Genomic DNA, 15317 nt, shown 5'->3' with positions numbered 1-15317 from the left:
AACCTAACGAGAGGTTTTTTTATAGTATTCATCTAATATCGTTTTTCGACCAATGGTTCGGGTAATGACATCTTTATCTAAATTCCAGCCACGAGCAGGCGAGTATTCACGTCCGTACCATATAATTTGCAGGTGTAGTTCATTCCATAGCTCTTCAGGGAATAACCGCTTAGCATCTTTCTCCGTTTGCACTACATTTTTCCCATTACTTAAATTCCAGCGGTACATTAATCTATGAATATGGGTATCTACAGGAAATGCAGGTATGCCAAAGGCTTGACTCATTACTACACTTGCTGTTTTATGCCCTACGGCTGGCATGGCTTCTAGGGCTTCAAAACTTGCAGGCACTTCGCCGTTATACTTTTCTATTATTATTTCAGATAATCCGTGTATCCCTTTTGCTTTCATGGGGGATAACCCTACAGGTTTTATAATTTCACGTATTTCTTCTATAGATAGTTTTACCATATCATAGGGGTTATCAGCACGTTCAAAAAGTAGAGGCGTAATTTGGTTGACCCGAACATCAGTACTTTGTGCCGACATTAATACCGCAATAAGTAGGGTATAAGGGTCTTTATGGTCTAAAGGTATGGGGATGGTAGGATAGGTTTCTTTTAACGTATCTATAACAAATTGAACCTTTTCTGCTTTGGTCATTTTTAGTAATTTTATGAAAAACAAATATACCATTATGACGACATTAAAAAAAGGAGATAAAGCGCCCGAGTTTTCAGGAATTGACCAAGACGGAAATAAACATATATTAGCTGATTATAAAGGAAAAAAACTAGTAGTGTTTTTTTACCCTAAAGCAAGTACACCAGGCTGTACTGCTGAGGCTTGTGATCTTCGCGATAATTTTGAACGTTTTCAGGAAAAGAACTATGCATTACTTGGCGTTAGTGCTGACTCTCAAGCCAAACAAGGAAAGTTTAGAGATAAATATGATTTCCCCTTTCCGTTAATTGCAGACGAAGATAAAAGTGTTATTAATGCTTTTGGTGTATGGGGACCCAAAAAGTTTATGGGTAGAGAGTATGACGGTATTCATCGTACTACTTTTGTGATTAATGAAGAGGGTATAATTGATGAAGTAATTGAAAAAGTAAAAACTAAGGCACATGCCGAGCAGATATTAGGATAAAAAAAGCAGCCATTTGGCTGCTTTTTTTATTATGCATAATTTTAATTGCTACTGTCTTTTCTTATAAAAAATATACCGATAGCTCCTGTTGCTATACCTTGTAAAGGAGCTAAATAAATATTTGACTGCTGAAGCCATGCAATAGTAGAAGTTTTTGAAAAAGGTTGAGTTAGTATTACACTAATCACTACAAGTAAGTAAAATATAGAGATAAAAAAAGCGATGTTAAAATGAAACTTATCTACTGTTTGATTATTTTCTTTATTAGCAGTATTATCAAAAATAAATACTGATATAATAAGCGAAAGTGTAGGTAAAATATTTTGACAAAACCACCCCCAAGCTTCACTCACTTTATTTTCAAACTTACCATTTATGGTTTGTATGAACAGTAATGCGAATATAGTAGCTGCAAAAATAAACCATACTATTGCAATTCTCTTTTTGGCGGTTTCAAATTGTATTTTCATCGTCTTAAAGTTGTTTTTATTCCTGAAAGTGTTAAGTGTTGCCCTGGCGTTGCTGTAGGTCTTATTATTAACGCCTCTTCATTATTTTCTGATTTTTTAAACTGATAGATAAGCGCAGTAACTCTATGTTGTGATGTATATGGTATATTACTTATAGCATCGGGTAGGTAAGTACCTCCGTCATAAATAAGGCTATCTGTCCAATCGGTTGTTGTTTCACTATTATCAGAGAATAACAAAGGTTCTTTATTGATTACTATTACAATACAGCGATAATAACCTACCCGTGCATTGAATAATGCACTTATATACTCTGACAAAGAAAAACCCTCGTTACTATATATATCTTTTGTCCATCGATTTTCTCCTAGTATTGTTTTGCCTTGTTCATCAGTTTGTTCGAGTTGTGTAATAACAGCGAAACCATCTTTTACATAAAAATAACTCTTGCGAGTATATCCGTTTGTATTTAATGCGTTACTAATAATATCGTTAATATCTCCTAATTTTTGACAATTACTAAAATATGTTCTATATATATCTTCTACGTCAGATGGTCGAGGTGGTTTTTTTGGAAATGCTGGTAATGGAGGTCTTTGCATGGGGTTACCTACCTCTGGGCAACCTAAATTAGCAGTTGTACCAGGTGTATCAGGACAAAGGTCATCTTTGTCAGGAATACTATCTCCGTCACTATCTGCCCACGGGCAGCCTTTATTTTCTTTAGGTCCAGGGATATCAGGACAATCATCTTCATTATCAGGAACACCGTCTCCATCACGATCGGGGCATCCAGATAGCGCTATAGTGCCTGCTGCATGAGGGCAGTTATCATATATATCAGCTATACCATCGCCATCTGTATCTAACTCAGTTAATGATTGTGTGCTTTTACATCCTATAAGGCTAATACTAATGAAAAATATAAAAATATATTTATTAATTACTTTCATATATAAATAGTTACAATTATAAATGTAGTCATTCCTATTGTTGTTTATTTGTAAAAGATAATAAAAGTATTGAATTTTTATATTTTAAATATACCTAGTAATGATGATTTTTATAATAAATGAAAGTATGTAAAACTAAAAAAAGCAGCCATTTGGCTGCTTTTTTATTGATTCTATTTGTGTTCTGTTAATTCATTTTCAGGATGATACCCAAATAGGTTATTTTTTTTAATAAGCTCTGCAATACCAGCAGGTAGCATATCTTCCCAGCCTGTTTGCCCTTTACTTATCATTTTAAGTACTTCGCGAGAGAATATATTAAGATGATCTTCGTGTACATCAGGAATATCAATTACTTTCCCATTAAACTTAAAGAATTTATATAACTCTTTCATTCTTGGGTGTACTTTAAGATTTTCAGAGTTTATTATAGTACCGTCTTCATCTTTCATGGGGTATAAAAATACCTTTAAATCACGATAAAATAATTTACCAAACGCTTCTAATATTCCTCCACTAAGGTGGCGGTAGTATTTTTCGTCGAATATATCTACAAGGTTATTTACCCCCATAGCAAGCCCCATACGGGCTTTGGTGTAGCTAGAGAAATACTCTACAACTTTATAGTATTCCTGAAAGTTAGATATCATAACTGTTTGCCCAAGAGAACAAAGCAGTTCTGCTCTGTCCATAAAATCTCTTTCATTAATTTCACCTTCAGACCTAAGGTTAGAAAGCGTAATTTCAAAAACAACTAATGTTTTATTCTTATCTACTTTATTTTCTTCAATAAACATCTTATGCGATTTTTCGAGCATATCGATGTTTACTTTGGTAACAGGTCGAAAGCTACCCCTTAGGGCAAGTATGTTTTTCTTGTATAAAATAGCAGCAGGTAAAACGTTTTTTCCTTGTGGGTTAAACATTACTGCATCGGTCATACCATTTTTTACGAGTTGCAAACTCATAAGACGATTATCTACATCGGCAAAACGAGGACCAGAAAAGTTAATAGTATCTATTTCAAGCTGATCTTTATCAAGATTATCATATAAATAACGTAGTAACTTCTTAGGATCATTATATTTATAGAAAGCTCCATATACAAGGTTTACCCCAAGTATACCTAATGTTTCTTGTTGTAATCGTGCATCATTTTCTTTAAAGCGTATGTGTAGCGTTATCTCGTTGTAATCTTCATCAGGTTCTACCTGATATTTTATACCTACCCAACCATGTCCTTTAAACTGTTTTGCAAAATCGATAGTTGCTACCGTATTAGCATAGCTAAAAAACATTTTGCTAGGGTGTTTATCTCTTTTTAGTCTGTTTTCAATAATATGCACTTCGTGCATAAGCATCTTTTTTAAACGACTTTCGGTTACATACCTAGCATCATCTTCAATGCCGTATATAGCATCACTAAAATCTTTATCGTATGCCGACATAGCCTTGGCTATGGTACCCGATGAACCACCAGCTCTGAAAAAGTGGCGTACAGTTTCCTGTCCTGCACCTATCTCAGAGAAAGTACCATAAACGTTCTCGTTAAGATTTATACGTAGCGCTTTATCTTTGGTAGAAGGAACGTGTTCAATTATTTTATCTCCCTTTAAGGTTATATCCTTTTCAGTTAATTTCATAGCAGTGTGTTGATATACTTGCAAAGTTAAAAATTCAGTCAGTTTAATAAAACAAATAATGTTATTTTTGTAAAAAATAAACAATTTTGAAAGTTTGGTTTTTAGGTACAGGAACATCACAAGGAATACCCGTTATAGGCTCAAGTCATCCCGTTTGTTTGAGTAATGACCATAAGGATAAGCGTCTTCGTGTCTCTGTATGGATACATTGGGATAATTATTCTTACGTTATAGACTGTGGTCCAGATTTTAGGCAGCAAATGTTGGTGTCAAAATGTCCGCAGGTAGACGGTATATTATTTACCCATGAGCATGCAGATCATACTGCTGGCTTAGATGATATACGACCTTTTTTCTTTAAACAAGGTGATATTCCTATTTATGCAAACAAAAGAGTAATAGAAAACTTAAAAAGGCGTTTTGATTATATTTTTGAACAAGAGAATAAATACCCAGGAGCACCATCAGTACACGTAAAAGAGGTTAAGAGTAATCAACCATTTACTATTGGTAATAAAATAGTACAGCCATTTGTAGCTTTGCATGGTAGTTTAGAGGTAATGGGATATAGAATAGACGATTTTGCTTACCTTACTGATGTTAAAACAATTGCAGACGAAGAGATAGCGAAATTGAAAGGGGTTAAGGTAATGGTAGTTAGTGCACTTAGGGTAGAGCCACACCCTACTCATTTTAACCTTGAAGAAGCTCTTGATTTTATTAAAATAGTACAACCAGAAAGGGCTTATCTTACGCATATTAGTCAACATATGGGCTTTCATGAAGAAGTACAGAAACAATTACCTGAAAATGTGTTTTTAGCTTACGATAATTTAGAAATAACAATTTAATATAATTATGAAGAAGAATGTTTTATTATACCTGTTCATTTTTTCTATACTGATAAATGTATTTACCTATGTATACTTTACTAACAAAGAAAAGTATGATATAGAGAAAGAAGAAAATTTAACTGAAAGAATAACAAACCTTAAAGATAGCCTTGCAGTAACAACTGATAAAATGGAAAGAGCCGATTACTTTTCGTTGTTACAGAACCTAAATGCACGTAATTATTTTAGAGGACAAGATGTTGAAGCTTTAGAAATAAAAGTAAGGGATGGTATTTATGCTAAAAATAAAAATACTGAGGGTAATCCGCTTATACAATATCCGCCAATAGATGGTAAACCTTACAAGATTAATAAAATAAAAATTCTAAATAACCGTTGGATTATAGCCGATTTTACTAATGGTAAGTTATGGGGAGAAGTGCTTATTAAGTACTTTGTAGAAGAAAACGGCGATGTAACATATGAAACCGTAGAAACATTACTGCACGTAAACAGTATGTATTAATATTTTTTGTAAATTTAATATTCAATTTTACCGATATGAAAAAGCTATTTCCATTGGCAGTAATGATGTTTTTTTTCGTTTCGTGCGAGCAAATACTCAAGAACCCTAAAAATGAGGATGCCGTGGAGAAGACCAATAAAAAAGTAGTACTGGGTAATGATAAAGATGCTAATGGTTGTGTTACATCTGCAGGATATCGATGGTCTTCTATAAGAAATAAATGCATTCGTATTTTTGAAGAAGGTTATCGCCTTAATGCCATTACTGAACTGAAAAGTGAAGGTACAGCAAAAAGTGCCTTTGTTATTTTTGAAGAAAAAGGAAACAGAGCAGAACTCTATTTACCTAATACTACTTCAAGTATATTACTGGAGCGTGAAAAAGAGGGCAATCATTATCAGAATACTACATGGTCGTTACAACTTAATGATGGCTACTCACTTTTAAAAAATGGTGAACCACAATATGCAGGTGCTACTATAGAAGAAAAACAAATAACAGGAAGCGATAAACAGGAAAATTAGTTTTTAGTATTCTTCGCTATTTATTTAACCAAGCCAGCATATCATAAAAATTTTGTGGCGCTACACCATGCCCTACAGGATATTCATGATACTCGGTCTCGATACCTAAATTTTTAACGAACTCAGGTGCTTTGCGTGCCCACTCTACAGGAATAACTTGGTCTACACTGCCGTGCGATATAAAGAATTTTAGTTTATTAATATTTTCTTTATTGGCATTTTCACCTATAATATCTTCGTTTACATATCCACTAAGGGCAGCCACTCTGTTTATTTTTTCAGGATAAGTAAGTGCTACAGCATAGCTTAATATACTACCTTGGCTAAAGCCTACCAATGTAACATTGTCTTTATCCATTGGATAAGTAGCGATAAGCTCATCAATAAATTTTACAATAAGATCGCGCGACTGTATAGCCTGCTCGTTATCAGAAAATTTATTCATATCAGCATCAAAGTTAATAGCATACCAAGCATTACCATGAGGGGGTAGGGCATAAGGTGCTCTTGCCGATACTATAAAATATTCGTCGGGCAACTGTGCAGCAAAAGAAAAAAGGTCTTCCTCATTACTACCATAGCCATGCAAAAGCAATATTAACGGGTTTTTATCTTTTTTTATTTTAGGTTCTCTTACTAAGTGGTATAGTGATAAATTTTGTTGCATTATAAACTTTTAAATATTTTTTGAAATAAAGGACCAAGTACAGGGATTACGTACATTTTTCCTTGAATAGCACCCATAAACCCGTAAACCCACAGTATAAAGAAAAATACATAAAATGCAGATGAAACCATCCAGCTATCAAACATTCCTACGGGGTATCCCAAAATAAAAAAAGTAAGAATAATGCCCAGTGCCTGACGTATATGGAAAGATGTAAAATAATTTTTCTTTTCGCTATTCATAACCATTGCTATAATAGTACCAAATATAGTTATGTAACTAACTATAGCCATTGTTTTTCCTTCTTCAACAGTAGAATTCATATTCTTTAATTTCTTTATTCTTAATTATTTTTCAGGATAAGTTTTCCATTATTATAGATACCATAAGCTTTTCCTTGTAGCTCTATTCCTAAAAATGCTGAATTTTTAGATTTAGAAAGTATATCTTGTTTTGTAAATGTATATTTTGCTTCAGGATTAAATAATGTAAACGATGCGGGTTTGCCTTCGCCTATAACGTGGTCTTGTACTGCAAATAGTTGTTTCCCTGTTGTAAGTTTCTCGATAACCATTTCTAGAGGCAATACAGTAAGTAATGCGCCAAAAGCAGATTCTAAACCTATAGTGCCATCCTTAGCAAGGTCAAACTCCATTTTTTTATTCTCAATATCAATAGGGTTGTGGTCAGATGTAATGAGGTCGATAGTACCGTCAAGTACTCCTGCGATAAGTTCTTTTATATCAGCTTTAGGGCGTAGTGGCGGAGCAACCTTATAGCGTGTATCAAAGTCAATCAATACTTCATCAGTGAGTAATAAATGATGTACAGCTACACTACACGTAACATTAAGTCCTTTTGCCTTAGCTTCTTTTACCAGTTGTACAGACTTTGCAGTCGATATGGTAGGTATGTGCATTTTACCCCCTGTATATTCCAATAAAAATAAATTGCGCGCTATTTGCAATTCTTCGGCAAGGGCAGGAATACCTTTAAGTCCCAGCCTTGTGCTTACTGCACCTTCGTGTACTACACCTTTACCTTTTATTTTATCATCTTGCGCATAAGCAATTACCAAACCGTCAAAATCCTGTACATATTGTAGTGCTATTTTTGCAATATTAGCATCAGGAATAGCTTTATTATAATCGCCAAAAGCGACTGCACCAGCATTTTTCATATCAAACAGTTCGGCTATATCGCTTCCGTTACTGCCTTTTGTCAATGCACCTATAGGGTGTACAGATGTTGCTGTATTTGATGCTTTCCCTAAAAGAAAGTGAATATCAGCTTGAGTATCGGTTATAGGGTTGCCGTTGGGCTGTACTGCAACATTGGTAAAACCGCTTATTGCTGCTGTGTTTAAACCATTGGCAAGTGTTTCCCTATCTTCATAACCAGGCTCACCAAAACTCACTGAGCTATCAAACCAACCTCGCGAAATATGCAGGTTTTCCAGTTCGATCACTTCAAAATGTGGTACGGCAGTAATATTATTTCCTATTTGTTTTATAATACCTGCTTCAACCTTTATATCTACAGCCTTATTATTATATTGGCTATGTTTATCTATTATAATGGCGTTTTTGAATAGTAGGTTCATTTTATTTTACAAATTTTTGAATAAAGAGTTCCAATAATAAAAAGATGAGTGTACCGATAACAAACCATTTCCACAGTTCGTCAGCAGTCCTTTCAGACTGTATATCATTATATACTGTAGCTACAGATTTGGTTATCGTAAATTTATCAAGTATTGCTTTATTTTGCAACGCTAAATTACTTTCGCTACGGGCATAGTTAAAGCTTATGTTTTTTAAGTTTTGGTCACTTTTATAAACAGCATAATTTCCTGCTTCTTCAGGGTAATCACCAAAAGATAGCTTTACTTTATTACTCAAAACTTGTTGCATAGGTATAAAGTCGGTATCTTCATTACGTACCGTTACCACTTCATCTTTAGTAAGCAGTGCATCCAGTATAAGGCTTTCACTTGCACCTATAGTTATAGCACTTATACCTGTTTTACTACTATTTTGTGCCATATTGTAGAAAGTGGGCACAATAAGCGGTGAGTTCTGAAAATTACTATTCGTTTTATTGATGGGTGCAGCAAACACATAAGCATTTCCTAAACTATTAGTAAGTGATGCCACGAATGGTGTTCCATCATCATATTTTAGTACAGGTAAGGCACCACCTGAAAGGGTAAAGCTGCTATTTACTTTAGGGTATTGAAAATTACTTGTTTTCTTTTCAAAAACGGTATTATATAATGGGTGGTTAAACCCTATTTGCGTTACCTGCTTTTCAGTACTATTTATAGAACTGTATATTGCATTTCCAAAGTTAGTAAGGAGTGCGTTTAGGTTTTGAGAGTTACTATCAGGTGATGGTATAATTACTACATTACCACCTTTATCATAAAATGATTTTAGGGTAGTAGCTAATGCTTGTGGTATTTCCTGCAACTCATTTAAAATAATGGCATCTTGTTTTTCTAATGCATTATAATCTAAAGTTCTTAGTTCTGATGCGATAAAATTGAAATCCTCGGGAGTGTATATCCTTGACAAGAATTTATTTTTATCAGTATCGCCTATAGCAATTACATTTGATTTTTGTGGTTTCGATATACTGAAATAGTAGGTGTTATCATAAGTCAAACTATTGTCACTTACTTCTATATAACCATGAAAATCAGCCTTAGGTATAGTAAATACAGCCGACTGTTTTGGAATATCAAAATTTACAACCGTTTTTGCTGTTAAGTCTTTACCGTTGTATAATGCTATAGGTATTTCATTTTCAATAGTACCATAGGCTTGCATCTCTACTTTGATTTCATAAAAGTTATCGAGTACTTGTGCTATATATACACTGTCTATAGCTATGTTGTTTTTATTCTCTGCTTCAGGAATGATGCTATATACAGGGCTGTCAGTCTTAAAGGTATTAATGTCTTTACTGTTTAGGTTTACAGCATCTGTAATAATAACGATGTCTTTACCTGTACTCGGCTTTTTTGACTCTGCTTTAATAAGTAGGAAATCAGGACGGAAAGGAACATCAGTATATTGTATATTCTGTAGCTCTTTTTGTATAGATTTACTATCGGTATCCCAAAAAGCACCTGTATTAGTAAGTAATGAGAACTGTTGATTTTCGGGTGTATTTTCAAGTATATCTTGTACTACGCGCTTTAATAACTCACCTTTATTGCCTTTTGCTTGCATAGAGAACGAGTTATCTAGCAGTATAACCATTTCGTTGCTCGTGTTCTCACTATCCTGAGCATTAAAATAGGGTTGTGCAAAAGCAGTAATAATTAATGCTAGTAATACTAATCGGGTAATCAATAAAAGCCATTTTTTTATAACAGAACTTTTACGCGTTTGCATATTTAGCTCTTTTAAAAAACGTACATTGGTAAAGTACTGTTTCTGGAAACGGCGTAATTGAAATAGATGTACTAGAATAGGGATTACCAGCAGGAAAAGAAAGTAAAGGATTTCCGGATGTTTAAACTGCATTCGCTTTCAAAGTTTGTCAAAAATACTAATTTTTATTCTAATGCGTGAAGTTATTAACAGCCTTAAATTTTAAATACAGTTTTAATTGCTACTTTTGTTTTTACTATTAAACTATTTATGATGAAACTATACCGTTTACTTATTTTATTTGCAGTAATAACAGCTAATGCACAAGGTAATTATAAACTTCTTGTAGGTACTTATACTAATGAGTGCAAAAGCGAGGGAATATATATATATGATTATAATGCTACCGACGGAGGATTAAAATTAAAAGGAAGCTCTGAAAAAGTTATTAACCCCAGTTTTCTTACGGTATCAAATGATGGAAAGTATGTATATAGTGTAAACGAAAACGGAACTAAAAGCACTGTAAGCTCTTTTAAATATACTCCAAGTAGTGATACAGTAGACCTTATTAATAAAAAAGATGCTAAGGGTATGGATCCTTGTCATATTATTACCGATGATACTAATGTAATAGTGGCTAACTATAGTAGTGGCTCTATAACAGTATATGGTAAAAAAGATGATGGTGCTCTTACTAACTCTAAACAAGTTATCGCTCATACAGGTAGTGGTAGCTTAGCACCACAGCAAAAAGACTCGCACATACATATGGTGCAATTTTCGCCAGATAAAAACTATGTAATAGCTACTGATCTTGGTGCTAACAAAATGTATGTTTACAATTATAATCCAAAAGGAGATAAGGAAACACTTGTATTAAAAGAAGAGAAAATAATTGCTAAAGTAGGAAGTGGTCCAAGACATTTTGTATTTAACCCTAACGGGTCATTTATGTACCTTATACAAGAACTTGATGCTACTTTAACGGTGCTATACTATGGTGAAGGGAAAATGGCAACTATACAGGAACTAAGCATAGCGCCTGAGGATAAGGATGCAGAGAATAGTGCTGCCGATATTCATATTACTAAAGACGGTAAGTTTTTATATGCAACAAATAGAGGAGAGGCAAACAGTATTACTGTTTTTCAAGTACATGCTAACGGAAAGGTAAGTAAGGTTCAAGAAATTTCTACAGAAGGTATTGCACCACGTAACTTTGCCATAGATCCTGATGAAAATTTTGTATTGGTAGCTAACCAAAAAAGTAATAACATAGTAATCTTTAAAAGAGATAAAACTACAGGAATGCTTAGCGATACAGGTAACAGAGTAGAGGTATGCCAACCTGTTTGTTTAGTGTTTACAAAAGTTAAATAATAACTTTTATTATGTTTAAAAAAGGTAAATAGAATTTAATTCTATTTACCTTTTTTTCGTTTTGCAGCTCTTGTTTTTTCTACACCTCTATTACGAGGTTTAGTTTTACGAGGTTTGGTTTTACCTGGTCCCCCAAGATTTACTTTTTTATTTTTTTCTTTCTTTTCATGAAAAGCTTCACCACCTTCTTGTTTAGGACGTTTAAGTAGTACTTTTCTTTTCTGCTTTTCTTTTTCAAAGTCTAGCAAACGTTCTACTATTTCTACCTCTTCTGGTATTGGTAAAAGTTTAAGCTCTTTTTCCATTAACATTTCGGCTTCTATTTGCAGTTCTTGCTCTTTAGGACTTATTAGGCTTATAGCAATACCTGTTTTATCAGCACGTCCTGTTCGCCCTATACGGTGAATGTATTGTTCTGGCACTTCTGGAAAATCAATATTAATAACGTGTGTAACATCAGTAATATCAAGACCACGTGCCATAACATCGGTAGTCACAATACCTCTAAGTTCACCCTGTTGAAAGGATGCCATAGTATTAAGACGGTAATTTTGCGATTTGTTAGAGTGTATTACACCAAACTGATCAGGATAATCTTCTTCAAGACTTTCCATTACTAAATCGGCAGTACGTTTATTGTTTACGAAAACAAGTACACGGTCATAACCATCTGTTTGTAGTAACTGCTTTAATAGGTTTATTTTTGTAAGGAAATTAGGGACATGATAACCTAGTTGTTCTATTTTTTCTAGAGGTGTACCTGAAGCTGCCAATGATACTTCTTCAGGGAAATCAAAAAAGTCATTAAGCATTTCATCTACATCATCCGTCATTGTTGCCGAAAAGAGGATACTTTGTCTTTTTAACTTCATCATTGATAGTACAGATGTTATCTGAACGCGAAACCCTAGGTTAAGTATTTCGTCAAACTCATCAATAACTAGCTTTTGCATAGCATCAAATCGCACTACGTTATCAAGAGCAAGGTCCATTAATCTTCCAGGAGTGGCAACAAGTATATCTACACCTTCATATACGCGTTTTCTTTGTGTGTTTATATTTACACCACCATATATACCCAATGTACGTACAGACATATAGGCTGTAAGTTTTTCTACTTCTTCGGCTACTTGTACTACTAGCTCTCTCGTAGGAACCATAATAACAACACGAGGGGTCTCGGTTTTTGCAAATTTCCACTGCTTTAATATAGGCAATAAATAGGCAAATGTTTTACCAGTACCTGTTTGGGCAATACCCATCATATCGCGCCCCGATAGTATTACGGGCATAGCACGTTCTTGAATAGGAGTAGGGGTAACAAATCCCATTTCGTCTAATGCTTTTTGTAATGATTTGGGTAAGTTGAAATCTAGAAAAGTGGTCATTTAGGTATATTTTATGCAAAGATAGCGAATTGCGAGGTGACTTATAGAATTATCCTATTTCACATTAGATATTAGGTACAATATAGCAATAAACAGGAATATTTTTTAGCATTGGAGTTAAAGTGCTGTACAATAAGTTGTAAGCGTTAAAATTTAGAAGATATACCTATGGTTAAATTTTAAACATTGAGAAATAAACAACATAAAGTGTATTTTTATGCTAATCTAATCATAAATATGTAAGGTATTATTGCAATTTAAAGATATAAAAGTATAAATTAGTCACTTTAAAGTTTACACTATGACAGCAGGCATTATCTTAGTACTATGTTTACTTGTACTACTAGCTTATATATTTGATTTAACCTCTTCGAAGACTAAGATACCCTCCGTGCTGCTTCTGCTAGCTCTTGGTTTTTTAGTTCGACAGCTATGCAATTTTTTTGGTATCAATTTAATAGATTTACAAAATGTATTACCTATATTGGGTAGTATTGGTTTGATATTAATTGTTTTAGAAGGAGCATTAGAGCTGGAGCTTACTAAAGATAAAATACCTGTCATAAAACGTTCGGTTCTTATTGGCTTTTTACCACTTATTGTATTGGCACTAATACTTGCTTTTGCGTTTCACTACATTACTGGTGTCGATTTTAAAATATGTCTTATTAATGCAATACCATTATCTATTATTAGTAGCTCTGTAGCGATACCTAGTGTACGTAGTTTTATGAAAACAGACAGAGAGTTTGTAATTTATGAAAGTAGTATATCTGATATTATAGGGGTAATATTATTTAATTTCGTTACCCTTCACGAAAGCTTTGGTTTTATGGCTTTTGGCTCTTTCTTTATTCAGCTTCTTATTATTATAGTAGTTTCATTTATTGCAACAGGTATGTTATCTTTTATGTTAAGTAGGCTAGAGCATCAAATAAAATTTGTACCTATTATCTTTCTTGTAATACTTATTTATGAGATATCAAAAGAGTTTCACCTTCCATCACTTGTGTTTATCTTGGTGTTTGGGCTATTTCTTAATAACCTTAATGAGATTCGACATATTAAATGGATACAAAAATTAAAACCGAGAGTATTGAGACGAGAGGTACATAAATTTAGAGAGATAACTATTGAAGCTACTTTTCTTGTTCGTGCTTTATTTTTCTTATTATTTGGTTTCTTAATAGAGGTAAGTGAAGTACTTAATACAGAGGTTTTAATCTATTCTGTTAGTATAACAGCAGGTATCTATTTAGTGAGAGTAATAGCATTAAAGTTAGCAGGAACAAAGCTAGTACCATTATTATTTATTGCTCCTAGAGGGTTAATAACTATTTTGTTATTCCTTTCAATATTACCTCAAAAACTGCTCCCGTTTATGAATAAATCTCTTATTATTCAGGTCATCATTTTAACTTCATTAGTAATGATGATAGGAACTATTTCTAGCAAAAAAGAACCTACTGGAGATAAAGATGATGAAACTACTAAAGAAAGTAAAACTACATAAAGCTTTTAAATAATATTCTTATACCTACAAGTATAAGGCATACAGCAAGTGCTTTAATAATAAAAGTACCTTTTATTTTATGTGATAGCATTGCACCTATTTGTGCACCTGGTACTACACCAAGTGCTAATAATAGTATCATTTTAACAGTGGCAGGATCATCATAAGTACCATTAAAGGCATGTACTAAAACACTTACAGTAGTCATTACAGCTAATATAAAATGAGAAGTTGCCGTAGCTATATGTACAGGGAACTTTAATAAATTAACCATAGCAGGTACATGTATTATACCTCCGCCAATGCCTAATAGTGGTGATATATAGCCTACAATAATACTTATAAAATTACCTAGTTTACTATTATAGCTATAATTATAAACAGTCCCGTTATTATCAGTAATTAAACGTTGTTTATAGCCTTTTTTTACAATAGGTTTTGTTGCCGCAAAAATTGCATTTTTATTTTTGTATAATAGATATGCCGAGAGTAACAGCAGTAATATACCGAATATAATATTAAACAGTCTTTGAGGTATATACTGTACTGTATATACGCCTAAAATAGAACCAGGTATGGTGAAAAGTGCAAATGTTACTCCTGCCTTATAATCAACACGTCCTGAACGGGCATAAGCAAAAGTACCAGATATAGCATTGGCAGATACAACCGCCATAGATATAGCTGTAATTATTTCGGGACTAAATTCAGGGTAAAAAATGAGTAAAAGAGGAACAAGGATAAAACCGCCGCCAGCGCCTATTAATGTTCCTACTGTTCCTATTAATAAACCGACGGTTATTAGTATAATTGAATTTTCCAATAAAAATAGATTAAACGAGAGATGGGTTAATTTATTATATTCTACGAGTTATCAATATTACTCA

General features: G+C 33.4%; 15 protein-coding genes and 1 pseudogene. 6 read left to right on the top strand and 10 right to left on the bottom strand.

Going from position 1 to position 15317, the window contains the following annotated elements:
• Window positions 1-3: 3 nt before the first annotated feature.
• On the bottom strand, window positions 4-663 hold the full coding sequence (locus tag DVK85_RS10395) for an endonuclease III domain-containing protein (RefSeq protein ID WP_114679039.1): 660 nt from the start codon (window positions 661-663) through the stop codon (window positions 4-6).
• A 34-nt stretch (window positions 664-697) separates the two neighbouring features.
• Here DVK85_RS10395 and bcp point away from each other — a divergent pair, with 34 nt between their 5' ends.
• Entirely contained in the window at window positions 698-1150 is a 453-nt protein-coding gene (gene bcp, locus DVK85_RS10390; RefSeq protein ID WP_114679038.1) for a thioredoxin-dependent thiol peroxidase, read from the top strand.
• 41 nt (window positions 1151-1191) lie between these two features.
• On the opposite strand, the gene DVK85_RS10385 is transcribed toward bcp, so the two are convergent.
• The 3 genes and pseudogenes from DVK85_RS10385 to DVK85_RS10375 all read right to left on the bottom strand — a co-directional run bounded on the left by DVK85_RS10385 (window position 1192) and on the right by DVK85_RS10375 (window position 4216).
• Entirely contained in the window at window positions 1192-1620 is a 429-nt protein-coding gene (locus DVK85_RS10385) for a hypothetical protein (protein ID WP_114678378.1), read from the bottom strand.
• A gap of 611 nt (window positions 1621-2231) precedes the next feature.
• A pseudogene (locus tag DVK85_RS13750) lies at window positions 2232-2516 on the bottom strand (thrombospondin type 3 repeat-containing protein); the annotation flags it as partial.
• A 230-nt stretch (window positions 2517-2746) separates the two neighbouring features.
• A complete protein-coding gene (locus DVK85_RS10375; RefSeq protein ID WP_114678376.1) occupies window positions 2747-4216 on the bottom strand; it encodes a TonB-dependent receptor in 1470 nt (489 codons plus the stop codon).
• Window positions 4217-4302: 86 nt separating this feature from the next.
• Here DVK85_RS10375 and DVK85_RS10370 point away from each other — a divergent pair, with 86 nt between their 5' ends.
• The 3 genes from DVK85_RS10370 to DVK85_RS10360 are packed head-to-tail and all read left to right on the top strand — an operon-like array spanning window position 4303 to window position 6099.
• The gene (locus DVK85_RS10370) at window positions 4303-5067 is read left to right on the top strand and encodes an MBL fold metallo-hydrolase (RefSeq protein ID WP_114678375.1); all 765 of its coding nucleotides are present in this window, start codon (window positions 4303-4305) and stop codon (window positions 5065-5067) included.
• Between the two features lie 7 nt (window positions 5068-5074).
• Window positions 5075-5575: a hypothetical protein gene (locus DVK85_RS10365; RefSeq protein ID WP_114678374.1), complete on the top strand. Its 501-nt coding sequence runs from the start codon at window positions 5075-5077 to the stop codon at window positions 5573-5575.
• Between the two features lie 35 nt (window positions 5576-5610).
• Window positions 5611-6099, top strand: a complete 489-nt coding sequence (locus DVK85_RS10360; RefSeq protein ID WP_114678373.1) for a hypothetical protein — start codon at window positions 5611-5613, stop codon at window positions 6097-6099.
• 16 nt (window positions 6100-6115) lie between these two features.
• On the opposite strand, the gene DVK85_RS10355 is transcribed toward DVK85_RS10360, so the two are convergent.
• Genes DVK85_RS10355 through DVK85_RS10340 form a run of 4 tightly spaced genes read right to left on the bottom strand, consistent with a single transcriptional unit; the run spans window position 6116 to window position 10299 of the window.
• On the bottom strand, window positions 6116-6766 hold the full coding sequence (locus DVK85_RS10355; RefSeq protein WP_114678372.1) for an alpha/beta hydrolase: 651 nt from the start codon (window positions 6764-6766) through the stop codon (window positions 6116-6118).
• Window positions 6766-7089 carry a DUF4870 domain-containing protein gene (locus DVK85_RS10350; protein WP_114678371.1) on the bottom strand — a complete coding sequence of 108 codons (324 nt, stop codon included), beginning with the start codon at window positions 7087-7089 and terminating at the stop codon, window positions 6766-6768. The genes DVK85_RS10355 and DVK85_RS10350 overlap by 1 nt, the downstream gene beginning before the upstream one ends.
• A 20-nt stretch (window positions 7090-7109) precedes the next feature.
• The gene (locus tag DVK85_RS10345; RefSeq protein WP_114678370.1) at window positions 7110-8369 is read right to left on the bottom strand and encodes a dihydroorotase; all 1260 of its coding nucleotides are present in this window, start codon (window positions 8367-8369) and stop codon (window positions 7110-7112) included.
• A gap of 1 nt (window position 8370) precedes the next feature.
• On the bottom strand, window positions 8371-10299 hold the full coding sequence (locus tag DVK85_RS10340; protein ID WP_114678369.1) for a vWA domain-containing protein: 1929 nt from the start codon (window positions 10297-10299) through the stop codon (window positions 8371-8373).
• 117 nt (window positions 10300-10416) lie between these two features.
• On the opposite strand from DVK85_RS10340, the gene DVK85_RS10335 reads away from it, so the two are divergent.
• On the top strand, window positions 10417-11529 hold the full coding sequence (locus DVK85_RS10335; protein ID WP_114678368.1) for a lactonase family protein: 1113 nt from the start codon (window positions 10417-10419) through the stop codon (window positions 11527-11529).
• A gap of 41 nt (window positions 11530-11570) precedes the next feature.
• On the opposite strand, the gene DVK85_RS10330 is transcribed toward DVK85_RS10335, so the two are convergent.
• Entirely contained in the window at window positions 11571-12917 is a 1347-nt protein-coding gene (locus DVK85_RS10330) for a DEAD/DEAH box helicase (RefSeq protein ID WP_114678367.1), read from the bottom strand.
• Between the two features lie 301 nt (window positions 12918-13218).
• On the opposite strand from DVK85_RS10330, the gene DVK85_RS10325 reads away from it, so the two are divergent.
• Window positions 13219-14430: a cation:proton antiporter gene (locus DVK85_RS10325; RefSeq protein WP_114678366.1), complete on the top strand. Its 1212-nt coding sequence runs from the start codon at window positions 13219-13221 to the stop codon at window positions 14428-14430.
• Here DVK85_RS10325 and DVK85_RS10320 read toward each other — a convergent pair.
• Window positions 14423-15253: a sulfite exporter TauE/SafE family protein gene (locus DVK85_RS10320; protein ID WP_114678365.1), complete on the bottom strand. Its 831-nt coding sequence runs from the start codon at window positions 15251-15253 to the stop codon at window positions 14423-14425. The genes DVK85_RS10325 and DVK85_RS10320 overlap by 8 nt on opposite strands.
• Window positions 15254-15317 lie beyond the last annotated feature (64 nt).

The organism is Flavobacterium arcticum (assembly GCF_003344925.1).
Classification (GTDB): Bacteria; Bacteroidota; Bacteroidia; order Flavobacteriales; family Flavobacteriaceae; genus Flavobacterium; species Flavobacterium arcticum.
Note: the sequence above shows the minus strand (reverse complement) of the source record. Positions and strands in the feature narration are given on the sequence as shown.

What these genes read in the sequence shown, in the direction of transcription:
- DVK85_RS10395 (WP_114679039.1), bottom strand. Translation starts at nt 663, where the DNA reads ATGACCAAAGCAGAAAAGGTTCAATTTGTTATAGATACGTTAAAAGAA.
- bcp (WP_114679038.1), top strand. Translation starts at nt 698, where the DNA reads ATGACGACATTAAAAAAAGGAGATAAAGCGCCCGAGTTTTCAGGAATT.
- DVK85_RS10385 (WP_114678378.1), bottom strand. Translation starts at nt 1,620, where the DNA reads ATGAAAATACAATTTGAAACCGCCAAAAAGAGAATTGCAATAGTATGG.
- DVK85_RS10375 (WP_114678376.1), bottom strand. Translation starts at nt 4,216, where the DNA reads ATGAAATTAACTGAAAAGGATATAACCTTAAAGGGAGATAAAATAATT.
- DVK85_RS10365 (WP_114678374.1), top strand. Translation starts at nt 5,075, where the DNA reads ATGAAGAAGAATGTTTTATTATACCTGTTCATTTTTTCTATACTGATA.
- DVK85_RS10360 (WP_114678373.1), top strand. Translation starts at nt 5,611, where the DNA reads ATGAAAAAGCTATTTCCATTGGCAGTAATGATGTTTTTTTTCGTTTCG.
- DVK85_RS10355 (WP_114678372.1), bottom strand. Translation starts at nt 6,766, where the DNA reads ATGCAACAAAATTTATCACTATACCACTTAGTAAGAGAACCTAAAATA.
- DVK85_RS10350 (WP_114678371.1), bottom strand. Translation starts at nt 7,089, where the DNA reads ATGAATTCTACTGTTGAAGAAGGAAAAACAATGGCTATAGTTAGTTAC.
- DVK85_RS10345 (WP_114678370.1), bottom strand. Translation starts at nt 8,369, where the DNA reads ATGAACCTACTATTCAAAAACGCCATTATAATAGATAAACATAGCCAA.
- DVK85_RS10340 (WP_114678369.1), bottom strand. Translation starts at nt 10,299, where the DNA reads ATGCAGTTTAAACATCCGGAAATCCTTTACTTTCTTTTCCTGCTGGTA.
- DVK85_RS10335 (WP_114678368.1), top strand. Translation starts at nt 10,417, where the DNA reads ATGATGAAACTATACCGTTTACTTATTTTATTTGCAGTAATAACAGCT.
- DVK85_RS10330 (WP_114678367.1), bottom strand. Translation starts at nt 12,917, where the DNA reads ATGACCACTTTTCTAGATTTCAACTTACCCAAATCATTACAAAAAGCA.
- DVK85_RS10325 (WP_114678366.1), top strand. Translation starts at nt 13,219, where the DNA reads ATGACAGCAGGCATTATCTTAGTACTATGTTTACTTGTACTACTAGCT.